This is a genomic window from Streptosporangium becharense (genome assembly GCF_014204985.1).
Classification (GTDB): Bacteria; Actinomycetota; Actinomycetes; order Streptosporangiales; family Streptosporangiaceae; genus Streptosporangium; species Streptosporangium becharense.
On record NZ_JACHMP010000001.1, the window covers coordinates 3,148,221 to 3,160,697 of the forward strand.

At 71.2% G+C, this 12,477-nt stretch carries 12 protein-coding genes; 4 read left to right on the forward strand and 8 right to left on the reverse strand.

What is annotated here, in order from left to right:
* Positions 1–12 precede the first annotated feature (12 nt).
* Positions 13–1,158 carry an acyl-CoA dehydrogenase family protein gene (locus tag F4562_RS13465; protein ID WP_184538156.1) on the forward strand — a complete coding sequence of 382 codons (1,146 nt, stop codon included), beginning with the start codon at positions 13–15 and terminating at the stop codon, positions 1,156–1,158.
* Positions 1,159–1,423: 265 nt separating this feature from the next.
* Here the strand turns inward: F4562_RS13465 and F4562_RS13470 are convergent, their stop codons facing one another.
* Positions 1,424–1,939, reverse strand: coding sequence for a hypothetical protein (locus tag F4562_RS13470; protein ID WP_184538154.1), 516 nt, complete (start codon positions 1,937–1,939; stop codon positions 1,424–1,426).
* Positions 1,940–2,040: 101 nt separating this feature from the next.
* Here F4562_RS13470 and F4562_RS13475 point away from each other — a divergent pair, with 101 nt between their 5' ends.
* Positions 2,041–2,202: a hypothetical protein gene (locus F4562_RS13475; protein WP_184538153.1), complete on the forward strand. Its 162-nt coding sequence runs from the start codon at positions 2,041–2,043 to the stop codon at positions 2,200–2,202.
* Between the two features lie 131 nt (positions 2,203–2,333).
* On the opposite strand, the gene F4562_RS13480 is transcribed toward F4562_RS13475, so the two are convergent.
* From F4562_RS13480 to pdxH, 5 genes are all read right to left on the reverse strand, one after another.
* The gene (locus tag F4562_RS13480) at positions 2,334–3,107 is read right to left on the reverse strand and encodes an alpha/beta fold hydrolase (RefSeq protein WP_184538151.1); all 774 of its coding nucleotides are present in this window, start codon (positions 3,105–3,107) and stop codon (positions 2,334–2,336) included.
* Positions 3,108–3,159: 52 nt separating this feature from the next.
* Positions 3,160–5,385: an ATP-binding SpoIIE family protein phosphatase gene (locus F4562_RS13485; protein ID WP_184538149.1), complete on the reverse strand. Its 2,226-nt coding sequence runs from the start codon at positions 5,383–5,385 to the stop codon at positions 3,160–3,162.
* 123 nt (positions 5,386–5,508) lie between these two features.
* Entirely contained in the window at positions 5,509–6,213 is a 705-nt protein-coding gene (locus F4562_RS13490; RefSeq protein ID WP_184538148.1) for an iron-dependent transcriptional repressor DtxR, read from the reverse strand.
* Positions 6,214–6,382: 169 nt separating this feature from the next.
* A complete protein-coding gene (locus F4562_RS13495; RefSeq protein ID WP_184538146.1) occupies positions 6,383–7,630 on the reverse strand; it encodes an MFS transporter in 1,248 nt (415 codons plus the stop codon).
* Between the two features lie 58 nt (positions 7,631–7,688).
* A complete protein-coding gene (pdxH, locus tag F4562_RS13500) occupies positions 7,689–8,342 on the reverse strand; it encodes a pyridoxamine 5'-phosphate oxidase (RefSeq protein WP_184538144.1) in 654 nt (217 codons plus the stop codon).
* 169 nt (positions 8,343–8,511) lie between these two features.
* On the opposite strand from pdxH, the gene F4562_RS13505 reads away from it, so the two are divergent.
* Both F4562_RS13505 and serC read left to right on the forward strand, forming a co-directional pair.
* Complete coding sequence (locus tag F4562_RS13505) at positions 8,512–9,618, forward strand: citrate synthase 2 (protein WP_184538142.1); 1,107 nt, start codon at positions 8,512–8,514, stop codon at positions 9,616–9,618.
* 265 nt (positions 9,619–9,883) lie between these two features.
* Entirely contained in the window at positions 9,884–10,993 is a 1,110-nt protein-coding gene (gene serC / locus F4562_RS13510; protein WP_184538141.1) for a phosphoserine transaminase, read from the forward strand.
* Positions 10,994–11,093: 100 nt separating this feature from the next.
* Here serC and F4562_RS13515 read toward each other — a convergent pair whose 3' ends face one another.
* Both F4562_RS13515 and F4562_RS13520 read right to left on the reverse strand, forming a co-directional pair.
* Positions 11,094–11,495, reverse strand: a complete 402-nt coding sequence (locus tag F4562_RS13515) for a BlaI/MecI/CopY family transcriptional regulator (RefSeq protein ID WP_184538138.1) — start codon at positions 11,493–11,495, stop codon at positions 11,094–11,096.
* 223 nt (positions 11,496–11,718) lie between these two features.
* Positions 11,719–12,342 (reverse strand): GntR family transcriptional regulator, encoded by a 624-nt coding sequence (locus F4562_RS13520; RefSeq protein WP_311733814.1) that lies wholly within the window; start codon positions 12,340–12,342, stop codon positions 11,719–11,721.
* Positions 12,343–12,477: the final 135 nt, after the last annotated feature.

The following is a 12,477-nucleotide window of genomic DNA, read 5'->3' on the forward strand; positions in this document are numbered from 1 at the left end:
AGGAGGCGGACAATGCAGCGAGACCTCTACGAGGAGGAGCACGGGCTCTTCCGCGAGACCGTGCGTGACTTCCTGGCCCGCGAGGTGGTGCCCCACCACCCCCGCTGGGAGAAGGAGGGCATCGTCCCCCGTGAGGTGTGGAAGAAGGCCGGCGAGATCGGGATGTTCGGCTTCGGAGTGCCGGAGGAGTTCGGCGGATCGGGCGTCACGGACTTCCGCTACAACGCCGTGATCGTCGAGGAGATCATCAGGATCGGTGCGTCCGGGCTGGGCTTCTCGTTGCACAACGACGTGATGGCGCCGTACCTCGTCGACCTCACCGACGACGGGCAGAAAGCACGCTGGCTGCCCGGGTTCACCTCCGGTGAGCTCATCACCGCGATCGCGATGACCGAACCCGGTGCGGGCAGCGACCTGCAGGGCATCCGGACGACCGCCGTACGCGAGGGCGACCACTACATCGTCAACGGGCAGAAGACCTTCATCACCAACGGCATCAACTCCGACCTGGTCGTGACGGTCGTCAAGACCGACCCCGGCGCGGGTGCCCGGGGCATCTCGCTGCTGGTGGCCGAGCGGGGCATGGAGGGCTTCACCCGGGGCCGCAACCTGGAGAAGATCGGCATGCACGCGCAGGACACCGCGGAGCTGTTCTTCGACAACGTGCGGGTCCCGGCGGACAACCTGCTCGGCGGCGAGGAGGGGCAGGGCTTCTTCCAGCTCATGCGGAACCTGCCGCAGGAGCGCCTGTCGATCGCGGTGATGGCGGTGGCCGCGGCGGAGAGCGTGCTGGAGACCACGATCGAGTACTGCCGCAACCGCACCGCCTTCGGCCGCAGCATCGGCGGCTTCCAGAACACCAGGTTCGTCCTGGCGGAGCTGGACACCGAGGTGGAGATCGCCCGGCACTACGTGGACAAGTGCATCCGGGAGCTGAACGCCGGGCGGCTGAGCGCGGTGGACGCCGCCAAGGCCAAGTGGTGGACCACGGAGCTCCAGACCAAGGTGATCGACCGCTGCCTCCAGCTGCACGGCGGCTACGGCTACATGACCGAGTACCCCGTCGCGAAGGCCTGGCTGGACAGCCGCGTCCAGACGATCTACGGCGGAACCACCGAGATCATGAAGGAGATCATCGGCCGTTCCTTCGGCTTCTGACCGCGCGGCGGCCACCGCCCCACGCCCCGGCCGTCACGGGACCACCGCCTCCAGGCTCGATCGCGCCTGCCCCGCCGTCACGGAACCACCGACTTCGGGCTCGCTCGCCCCGCGTCCCGGTCGCGGCGGGACCGCCGATCCCCGGGGCTCGATCACCCGTGCCCCGGCCGCGCCGGCACCACCGGTTCCGGGGCTCGGCGGTCCCGCCGTGAGACTCGCCGTCGCCCCGGGTGCGGCGTCCGCCGACGGGTATCGGCCGGAACCGTCAGTTCTGGACGATCTCCTCGATCTGGATGGCCGTCCCATCCTTGATCGTCACCTTGGCGAAGAGGACACCGCCCTTCTTGAGCACCTTCTGCAGCTGCTCCCCGGAGCACCGGTGCGGGAGCTCGCCGTCGTCGCAGACCGTCCCCTGCACGTCCAGGACGACCGTGAAGGGCGTCAGGAGCACCTCCACCTCCTTGTCGCTCTCCGGGGTCACCGTGATCCGGTCCGCTCCCCGCAGGGCGATCTGCCCGAGCACGGTGGCGTCGGTGCCCCGTCCGCCGGGCACGCTGGGGGAAGGATGGGACGGCGTGGACGCCTCCGGCGGGGTCGTGAACGGCACACCGGTCTCCGCGGGCGTCTCGGGAGGAGAGGGCAGAGCGGAGGGAGGCGCGGTCACCGTCACGGTGGAGGCCGGTGCCGCCCCCGACGGACCGTCCCCGCCCGAGCAGGCGGACAGGCCCATCGCGAGGGCGGCCACCAGGACGACGTGCGTTGACTTGAGCGATCTGTTCACGATGGGCAACGATCTCATGAGATCCGCCCCGCGGTTACCCGCCTCGGAAACGGCACCGCCGACGCATACTGGTCAGCGAACCCTTTCCCGAGGTGGTGACGATGGACAGCGGACTGATTCTGCTGGTCTTCCTGGCGTTCCTGTTCGCCTGGGGCCTGAACCGGGTACGGCGTGCCCTCCGGCTCGGCCCGGTCGCGTACGCGGGCGTCATGGTCGCGTTCGTCATCGTGATGCTCGCCGTCTGGGGACAGACGTTCCGCTAGGGCAGACGTTCCGCTAGGGCGGACGTTCCGCCAGGGCGAGCCACCCGCCGCACCCCGCGAGCCACCCGCCGCGCCCCGCGGCTTCCCGGTCGTCCCCGTGACCGGGCACCCGCGGGCCCGCGCGAGCGCGGCTACGCGGACGCCTCCAGCAGCACGGACGCCACCAGCTCCGGGTCGTCGGTCATGGGCACGTGACCGCAGCCCGCGAGCAGCTTCACCCGCTGCCCCGACCATCTCGCGGCCCGCACGGCCTGCCGCCGCAACAGCAGCCGGTCGTGCCGGCCCCAGGCGATCGTGATGGGCACCTTCGGCGGGGCGGGCGGCATCAGCCAGGCGAGCGACTCCAGGGTGGCGTCGAACCCGCGAGCGTCCCGCAGCGCCCGTAGGGCCGCGAGCAGCGCCTGCGGGGGAAGCCGGGAGGGGTGGGCCACCAGCAGACCGGCGGAGAGGATCCGGCCGGACGGGTGCTCCGCGGCCACGTGGGCACGCTCAGGCGGGACGGCCCGGACCGACGCCCGGGCCGCGCGCAGGACGGCTCGCGCGTACGCGAGTTCCGTCCGGTTCCAGAACCCGGCGGGCGAGAGCGCGGTGGCGGTGCGGACCGCCCCCCGGGCCGCCAGTTCGAGGGCGACGTAGCCCCCCAGCGAGTTGCCCGCCACGTGGGGGGCCTGCAGCCCGAGCATGGCGCAGAAGGACTCGACCGCGTCGGCGAGGGTCTCCGCCGTGTACGGCGTCCCGGGGGGCAGCGGCGGCGAGGCGCCGAACCCCGGGAAGTCGACGGCGATCACGTCCCGCTCGGCGGCGAGACGGTCGATCACCGGTGACCACGCCTGCCAGTGGTGTCCGATTCCGTGCAGCAGGACCAGGGGGGACCCCGTTCCGCGGCGTTCGAAGGCCAGCTCCATGTCCCGAGTCAAGCACCGTCGGGGGAAGCGATCCAGCCTTGCCGCACCGGGTTCAGCGCGACTTGGTGGGGATCTCGAACCAGACGGCCTTGCCCTCCTTGGTGGGACGCGAGCCCCAGCGCCTGGCGAGCTGGTCGACGAGATAGAGACCGCGGCCACCCTCGTCGTTCTCACCGGCGCTGCGGATGCGGGGCAGCCGCAGGTCCTGGTCGAAGACCTCGACCCAGACGGACTCGCCGCCGCGGCGGAGGCGGAGGGTGAACTCCTTCTCGTTGACGACCTCGTCCTCGAAACCGGGGATGTCCCACGACTCGTCGAACGCCAGAGGGGGGCCGTCCATCGTCAGCTCCCGGCGCGGGACGCTGGCGCTGGCGGCGTGCAGCACGACGTTGGTCACCACCTCGGAGACGAGCAGGCAGGCGAGCTCGGCGCGCTCCTCGGGGACGTTCCAGTCGGCGAACGCCTCCGACGCCATCCGGCGGGCCTCACCCACCATGATCGGCTGAGCCGGGAAGGTGCGTTCCTGGACGTCCAGGTTCTCCGGCGCGGAGCGGACCACCAGGAGGGCCGTGTCGTCGTCGATCTCACCGGGCACCGCGGCGATCGCGGCGTCGGCGATGCCCTCCACGGAGGTGTCGCCGATCCGGACGAGCTTGTCGCAGAGAACCGCGAGGGTCTCCTCCAGACCGGACGTCCTGCCTCCGGCCTCGCGGAGCGGCCGACGGTCGACGAGCCCGTCGGTGTACAGCAGCAGCGCGGCCCCGGGGGGAAGCGTCCGGGTCTCCTCCTTGTAGACCAGGTCCGCGGGAAGACCCTTGGCCCGCACGCCGAGCGGCTGGCCGACCTCGTGGATGTCGAGCTCGGTGCAGGTCTCGCCGATGAGCAGCAGCGGCGGGGCGTGGCCGGCGTTGGCGAAGGACAGCTGCCGCGACCAGGCGTCGTACACCAGGTACTGGCAGGTGACGATGGGCGGGACGCTGACGTCGGCGCCGCTGTCGTCCTGCTCGGGGGTGGCGATGATGCGCGTCCACTCGTCGAGCCTGGCGAGGATCTCCGCGGGCGGCTTGTCGTCCTGGGCGAAGGCCCGCAGGGCGGCGCGCAGTTGCCCCATGACGGCCGCCGCCTTGGCGCCGCGGCCCTCGACGTCGCCGATGACGATGCCGACCCGGCCCGCCGAGAGCGGGATGACGTCGTACCAGTCGCCGCCGACCTGGGTCTGGATGCCCTGCCCGTGGCTGGCCAGGGGCGCCGCCGGGTAGTAGCGGACCGCGATCTCCAGCCCGTCGAGCTGCGGCAGCGCGCGGGGAAGCAGGTGCTTCTGGAAGGACTCGGCGGTGTGCCGCTCCTCCTCGAACAGCAGCGCGTTGTCGACGGCCAGGGCGACCCGGGTGGCGATGGCCCCCACGAAGTCGCGGTCGAAGGCGTCGTAGTGCGGGCTGCGCCGGTCGGTCAGGTTGGACAGCCCCAGATACATCAGCCCCAGGGTCTCGCCCCGCACGCTCAGCGGCGCGACGATGGCCGAGGTCATGCCGATCTCGGCGGCGAGACGGGTGTTGGCCTCACCGGGACTGGGGTAGCTGGTCTGCGAGAAGTCCTCGACCAGGATCGTCTCCTGGCGGCGCAGCGCGATGTCGGCGTAGTGCCCCGTCGGGTAGCGGATCTCCGCGCCGACCGGCGCCCAGGTGTCGGGCGGCGGGCTCCAGCCCTGGACGTGGGTGGAGACCCTGCGCACCAGCCGGTCACCCTCCACCAGCTCGATGAAGCAGTGGTCGGCGAACTGCGGGACCAGCATCTCCGCGACGCGTTTGAGCGTCTCCTCGACGTAGAGGGACCCGGCGAGCCGCTCGCCGATCCGCTCCAGGAGGCCGAAGCGGTCCTTCTCCCGCTCGTTGCTGCGCATCGCCTCGCGGGCGGTGATGACGATGCCCGTCACCGATCCGGAGGGGTGGCGCAGCGGCACGGCCTGGGCACGGACGTAGATGATCGTCCCGTCTCCGCGCCTGACGTCGAACGTGCCCTCCCAGACTCCGCCCTTGAGCACGTGCTTGGAGAGCTCGACCGCCAGCGGGTGGTCCTTCTCCATGATGCCGAGGGAGAGGGACCGGTCGCGGGGCCCGGACGTTCCGGGACGCCCGAACAGCCTCTCGGCGAACGGATTCCAGTAGAGGAGGTTGCTGAACCGGTCGGTGACGACCACCGCCATCTCGGCCTGGTCCAGAACGGAACCGGCTGTGAGGTGGTCGGCGGAGTCTTGGGAAACATCCCCCCACCGCTTCATCCGGTGACCGCCCCTCGGGGGCGGGTGTGCGCAAAGCGAACCACGGTTGCTCCTGCTGCTGTCTCGGTCTGGGAGTGGAGGGCCTCCCGAACGGGATTCAACCAACAAGCAGAGGGGCCCCGGTCAGCGCGTGGAGACGAAGACGTGCGCGGCGATGTCCCGCGGCAGAACCGCTGGGGAGTTGTCCGCTTCGTCGTCACCTGTCACCCGCACACCGTCGTCGCTCGTCGCGAGCGTTACCTCGCGTCCGGGTTGTATCCCAACTTGCTTGAGTTTAAGCATCACAGCCGGATCGCTTTGCACTTGTTCGCTAATTCGCCGCACGACAGCGGGTATATCTCTGGGTCCCGCCAGAGCGGCCATCGACGGCAGCGACTCGTAGTGGCCGTCGGACACGCCGGGGACGCCCAGCTCCTCCAGCCCCGGAATCGGGTTGCCGTGCGGATCCTGGGTGGGGTGGTTGAGCAGGCTGACCAGCCGCGCCTCCACCGACTCGGACATGACGTGCTCCCAGCGGCACGCCTCGATGTGCACCTCCTCCCAGGGGAGGCCGATGACCTGGGTGAGGAGGCACTCGGCGAGACGGTGCTTGCGCATGACGCGGGTGGCGAGCGTGCGGCCCAGGTCGGTCATGGTCAGGTGGCGGTCGCCCTCGACGCGGACCAGACCGTCGCGTTCCATGCGGGCGACCGTCTGGCTGACGGTGGGACCGCTCTGCTGCAGCCTCTCGGCGATACGCGCGCGCAGGGGGACGATGCCCTCCTCTTCGAGCTCGAAGATCGTACGAAGGTACATCTCCGTGGTGTCGATAAGGCCGTGTGCGGTCAAGGCTCCTCCCGTCCTCTCTCGATGCTACGTCCATCGCACGGTGTTCCCGAGAGGTTCCCGAGGGGCCGGCGCGGAACTAGGAAGCCTGGAAGTCAGACCCTATTGGGAGATGGACCCGTGATGGCAAAGCAAGGCAACGCCCGGAGGCGGCAAATCCTTCCCGCCCTGCTCACAGACTCCTGACGGCGGGGCGGTACGCCCGGAACGCCGGTACGGCGAGCCCCACCGCGAGCACCGCCACCGCGCAGGCGAGCCCGCCGCCCACCCACGCCCCGGTGGCGCCGAACCACGAGGCGGTGACCCCGGCCCGCAGGTCCCCCAGCCGGGGCCCTCCGGCGACGACCACCGTGAACACGCCCTGCATCCTCCCCCGCATGTCGTCCGGCGCGTGGGTCTGCAGGATCGTCTGCCGCCAGACAGCGGAGACCAGGTCGGCGGCCCCGCCGAACGCCAGCAGCGCGACCATCAGCCAGAGCTGGTCGACGAGCCCGGCGGCGGCCACGGAGAGCCCCCAGGCGGCGATGACGTAGGTGAGCGCCAGGCCCTGGCGCCGGACCCGGCCCACCCACCCCGACAGCAGGCCGCCGAGCAGCGAGCCGATGGCGATGCTCGCCGACAGCCAGCCGAACGCGACCGGCGAACCGGCGAACCGCTCGTCGACGATCTCCGGGAACAACGCCCTGGGCAGCGCGAACGCCATGGCGATGACGTCCACGGCGAACGACATCAGCACGACCGGGTGTCCGGCGACGTAGCGCAGGCCGTCCACCACCGACCGCAGGCCGGGCCGGGCCGTCTCGCCGAGCGGTTCCAGTCTCGGCAGCCGTACCGCGGCGTAGAAGCCCGCACCGAAGAGCACGGCGTCGATCAGGTACGCCACGGCGAAGCCGCCCCGGGCGAGCACGACCCCGCCCAGCAGCGGCCCCACCACGGTGCCGAGACTGCTCGCCAGGAAGTTGAGCGTGTTGGCGGCCGGGACCAGGTCGCCGGGGACGAGCCTGGGGATGATCGCGCCTCTGGTCGGCCCGGTGATGGCGAAGCCCGTGGCGTGCACGGCCACGGTGGCCAGCAGCAGGCCGACGTTCGTGGCGCCCAGCGCGGCCTGGACCAGGAGCGCGAGCGTCGCCGCCCAGGCGATCACCGCACCGATCATGAGCAGCTTGCGCCGGTCGACCGCGTCGGCGACGGCTCCGCCCCAGAGCCCGAAGACGACCAGGGGGATGAGGTTGGCCGGGCCGAGCATGCCGACCCAGAAGGACGACTTGGTGATCGCGTAGAGCTGCGCGCTGCCCGCGACCGAGGTGAGCTGGAAGCCGATGAACGACACGCCCTGCCCCGCCCAGAGCCGCCGGTAGGCGGGGATGCCGAGCGGACGCGTGTCGGCCGCGTGCCTCCGCACGAAGTCCCCGAAGCCCACCCGTCCCCCTCCACCTATCAGACATATAGCGATATATCAGTAAGTGGGAGGGAAGGTATCAGGGGGCGAGGCGTTCGATGACCCAGGAGGAGCCCGAGCGGCGGTAACGGAGACGATCATGCATACGGTCGGTGCGGCCCTGCCAGAACTCCACCTCGGCGGGCACCACCCGGAACCCGCCCCAGAAGTCGGGAACCGGCGGATCGTCCGGCCAGCGGGCCGACAGCTCCTCGTAACGGGCGTCCAGCTCCTCCCGGGAGTGCACGACCGCCGACTGCCGCGAGGCCCAGGCCCCGATCCTGGACCCGTACGGACGGGACCTGAAGTAGGCGGCCGACTCCTCGCGCGGCAACCGCACCACCGACCCCTCCACCCGGACCTGACGGCGGATGGAGTGCCAGGGGAACAGCAGGGCGGCGCGCGGGTTCTCCGCGAGGTCACGGCCCTTGCGCGACTCGTAGTTGGTGTAGAAGACGAACCCGTTCTCGTCGTACCCCTTCAGCAGAACGGTCCTGGCCGTGGGCCGGCCGCCCGCCGAGGCGGTCGCGAGCACGGCCGCGTTCGGTTCCGGAAGTCCGGCGTCCACGGCCTCGCCGAACCAGAGGGCGAACTGTGACACGGGGTCGGGGGCGAGGTCTGCCTCCCGCAGGGGCAGCCCTTCGTACGTGCGGCGGAGTCCCGCCAGCGAAGGCGGTCGCGATGTGGCATCCACGGGAAGGTATTCTCGCGTGCCGAGCCGGAGGTACACGCGCTACCCCCTACCTGGGACGTTCGCGTTTCGACGGGTCCGGCGGCACACCGCCTCAGCCCAGGGGGTTGAATATGACCCGCCGGTATCTCGACATCAAGGCTTTGACTTCAAGAAAGGGAGGCGGCCGAGAATGTCCGACTTCAAACCCGGGCTCGAGGGCGTAGTGGCCTTCGAGACGGAGATCGCGGAACCGGACAAAGAAGGGGGCGCCCTGCGGTACCGGGGCGTCGACATCGAAGAGCTGGTCGGCCGCGTCTCCTTCGGACACGTGTGGGGCCTGCTCGTCGACAACAAGTTCCAGCCGGGGCTCCCCCCGGCCGAGCCTTACCCCATTCCTGTCCACTCCGGTGACATCCGCGTCGACGTGCAGAGCGCCCTGGCCATCCTGGCCCCCGCGTACGGCTTCAGGCCGCTGCTCGACATCGACGACGACCAGGCCCGCGCGGACCTGGCCAGGGCCAGCGTCACGGCGCTGAGCTTCGTCGCCCAGTCCGCCCGCGGGCTCGGCAAGCCGATGGTCCCCCAGAGCGAGGTCGACAAGGGGCAGAGCATCGTCGAGCGGTTCATGATCCGCTGGCAGGGCGAGCCCGACCCCAAGCACGTCAAGGCCATTGACGCCTACTGGACCTCCGCGGCCGAGCACGGCATGAACGCCTCCACGTTCACCGCCCGTGTCATCGCCTCCACCGGCGCCGACGTGGCCGCGGCGCTGAGCGGCGCGGTCGGCGCGATGTCCGGTCCGCTGCACGGCGGCGCCCCCGCCCGCGTGCTGCACATGATCGAGGGTGTCGAGCAGGTCGGCGACGCCAAGAAGTACGTCCAGTCGGAGCTCGACAAGGGCCAGCGCCTGATGGGCTTCGGCCACCGCGTCTACCGGGCCGAGGACCCCCGGGCGCGCGTGCTCCGCCGCACCGCCAAGGAGCTCGACGCTCCGCGCTACGAGGTGGCCGCGGCGCTGGAGAAGGCCGCCCTGGAGGAGCTGCACGCCCGCAAGCCCGACCGGGTGCTCGCCACCAACGTCGAGTACTGGGCCGCGGTCATCCTGGACTTCGCCCAGGTTCCCTCGTCCATGTTCACCTCGATGTTCACCTGCGCACGCACCGCGGGCTGGGCCGCCCACATCCTGGAGCAGAAGCGCACGGGCAGGCTGGTCCGCCCCAGCGCCAACTACGTGGGTCCGTCGCAGCGCTCGGTGAACGACGTTCCCGGGGCCGCCGAGGTCGTCGGCGCCCTCTGACCCGTGTCACGGCTGCCGCGTGGCATCCCGCGCGGCAGCCGTTCCGCGACCGGCCCGTGTCCGCCCCACACCGGTCCGTGACGGACCGTGACGATCTGTGACTGGCCGTGACATACGGCGTCCGCTCCGTCCGCTCCGTCCGCTCTGTGCCGACCGGCGTCCCGGCCGTGCCCGGAGGGTCTCTCCCGGATGTCCGGACACGCCCTCGCGTCTCAGAATCCGGACCCCGTCCTGGACCGATCCCCGGGCTCAGTAGGCTGGTCAGGTGGCTGACATCGTGATTCCCTCTGACATCAAGCCCGCCGACGGCCGTTTCGGCTGCGGGCCCTCGAAGGTGCGCCCCGAGCAGCTCGCGGCTCTCGCGGCCTCCGGATCCAGCGTGATGGGCACCTCCCACCGCCAGAAGCCGGTCAAGTCGCTCGTCGGACGCGTCCGTGCGGGGCTGTCGGAGCTGTTCTCCCTTCCCGAGGGGTACGAGGTCGTCCTCGGCAACGGCGGCACGACCGCGTTCTGGGACATCGCCGCCTTCGGGCTCATCCGTGACAGGTCGCAGCACCTGCACTTCGGCGAGTTCTCCTCCAAGTTCGCCTCCGTGGCGGCGAAGGCCCCGTGGCTGGGCGACCCGAGCGTCATCACGTCGGAGGTCGGCAGCCACCCCGAGGCCCGCACCGAGGAGGGCGTCGACGTCTACGCCCTCACCCACAACGAGACCTCCACCGGTGTCGCCATGCCCATCAGGCGTGTCGGCCAGGAGGGCTCCCTCGTGCTCGTCGACGCCACCTCCGGCGCCGGCGGCCTGCCCGTCGAGGCGAGCGAGTTCGATGTGTACTACTTCGCCCCGCAGAAGAGCTTCGCCTCCGACGGCGGCCTGTGGATCGCCCTCATGTCGCCGGCCGCGCTGGCCCGGGTGGACGAGATCGCCTCCAGCGGCCGTTACATCCCCGAGTTCTTCAGCCTGCCGGTGGCGATCGACAACTCGTCCAAGGACCAGACCTACAACACCCCGGCCGTCGCCACGCTCTTCCTGCTCGCCGACCAGATCGAGTGGATGAACGGCAACGGCGGCCTGGCCTGGACGACCGCCCGCTCGGCCGAGTCGGCCCGGCGCCTCTACACGTGGGCGGAGAAGACCTCCTACACCACCCCGTTCGCCGGACCGGAGTTCCGCTCCAACGTGGTCGGCACGATCGACTTCGCCGACGGGGTGGACGCCTCCGCGGTCGCCAAGGTCCTGCGCGCCAACGGCATCGTCGACACCGAGCCCTACCGCAAACTCGGCCGCAACCAGCTTCGCGTCGCGATGTTCCCGGCCATCGACCCCGACGACATCGAGGCTCTGACCACCTGCATCGACCACGTGGTCGAGCGCCTCTAGGCGGCGCGCGGGCGGGTGCCGGCGACCGGCTCCCGCCCGCGACGCCCCGATCCGGCTCGCCCCCGGGCACCCGGGCATCCGGTGGCCATGCCCGCGGGCCCTAGGGCAGCACCGCGGTGCCCTGGTTCTGGGCGTGGGCCCGTTCCCCCGCGCGCCGGGCGAGCTCGTGCAGCAGGCGCAACGCGTCGTCCGGGTCCACCCTCTCGGCGAAGCGCGAGAGCACCGGGGCCCGGTCGGGGCTGCCGGCCAGGGCGTCCAGCATCAACCCGGCGACGTGCTCGTCCCGCGAGTGGCTGGCGGTGTAGCGGAAGGCGTTGCGCGAGGGCGCCCGCTGGAGCAGTCCTTTCCTGACGAGCCGCTCGGCGACGGTCTGCACCGTGGTGTACGCCAGCGGGCGTTCGGCCCCGTCGTTGAGCATGTCCTGCACCTGGCGGACCAGCAGTGGTTCCTTGCAACCCCACAGCACATCCATGATCGCGCGTTCCAGGGATCCCAGGTTCACCTGCGCCCACCTTCCGAGGGTCGCGCCCGGCGACGCGGGCCCTCTGGAACGTGGACGGGCACGGAGCCAGGCAAGTTCGCATCGTGAAATTTAGTCATATTGTCACTTAAATCTCCTGATGCGGCCATAGCCGAGCGTGAGCCGCGGAGCCACCTCCCGGGAGGACCCAGAAGGCCCCGGGAGCCCAAGGGGCCGGTCCGGCCCCTCCGACGGTCAGCACCGTTCAGAACTCGTCGGCGCCGGTGACCTGGGTGATGGGGAAGATGTGGCGCGAGGCCGCGCAGACGGTCTCCAGGACGTGCACCGGGACGTCGTCCTCGGAGTAGGCGGCGCGCAGGATCTGCACCACCCACTCCCCCGGGTCGAGCCGGAGGGTGTCGGCCTCGAACCGCGTCGGCGGACGGGCGACCAGATACTCCTCGGCGTGGCCGAACCGGTGGCCGAGGGCCTCGATCCCCGCCTGCAGGCTCGGCCGGAGGAACCCGGGCTCCGCCAGCGGGGTGCCGCCGAAGAGGTCGAGACGCAGGTAGCTGGTGGCGATCCGGACGGGCACCCCGTCGGCGGACATCATCTTCCGCCTGGCCAGGACCTCGTCACCCGGCTCGACGCGCAGGGCGGCGGCGACGTGGTCCGCGGCCCGCTCGGGGCCCACGTAGAGCATGCGGCGCGAGGGACGGACCCCCTGCCGCTCCGACTCGGCCATGAACAGCGACGCCGACCCCCGGACCGCCGGTTCGGTGGGCAACGCCCGGCGGACCAGCACGCGGGGCTCGCCGTACGCCGCCGGGGACGTCCCCGGCGCCTCCTGACCGGCTGCCGTGCCGTCGGTCGCGATCTCGTTCCCCACCGGTGCGGGCCCTCCTGGAAGACGGTGCTCCGAATCGACCTTATTCGATCCGGCGGGGCGTCCGCCCGGGGACCGTCCGGCTGCCGCAGCCCCGGGGCCGCGGGGCCGGGACCGCCTGGCCCGGGGCCGCAGGGC

Excerpts from the sequence above, each read along its gene's own strand:
- F4562_RS13465 (WP_184538156.1), top strand. The coding sequence starts at position 13 with ATGCAGCGAGACCTCTACGAGGAGGAGCACGGGCTCTTCCGCGAGACC.
- F4562_RS13475 (WP_184538153.1), top strand. The coding sequence starts at position 2,041 with ATGGACAGCGGACTGATTCTGCTGGTCTTCCTGGCGTTCCTGTTCGCC.
- F4562_RS13480 (WP_184538151.1), bottom strand. The coding sequence starts at position 3,107 with ATGGAGCTGGCCTTCGAACGCCGCGGAACGGGGTCCCCCCTGGTCCTG.
- F4562_RS13485 (WP_184538149.1), bottom strand. The coding sequence starts at position 5,385 with ATGAAGCGGTGGGGGGATGTTTCCCAAGACTCCGCCGACCACCTCACA.
- F4562_RS13505 (WP_184538142.1), top strand. The coding sequence starts at position 8,512 with ATGTCCGACTTCAAACCCGGGCTCGAGGGCGTAGTGGCCTTCGAGACG.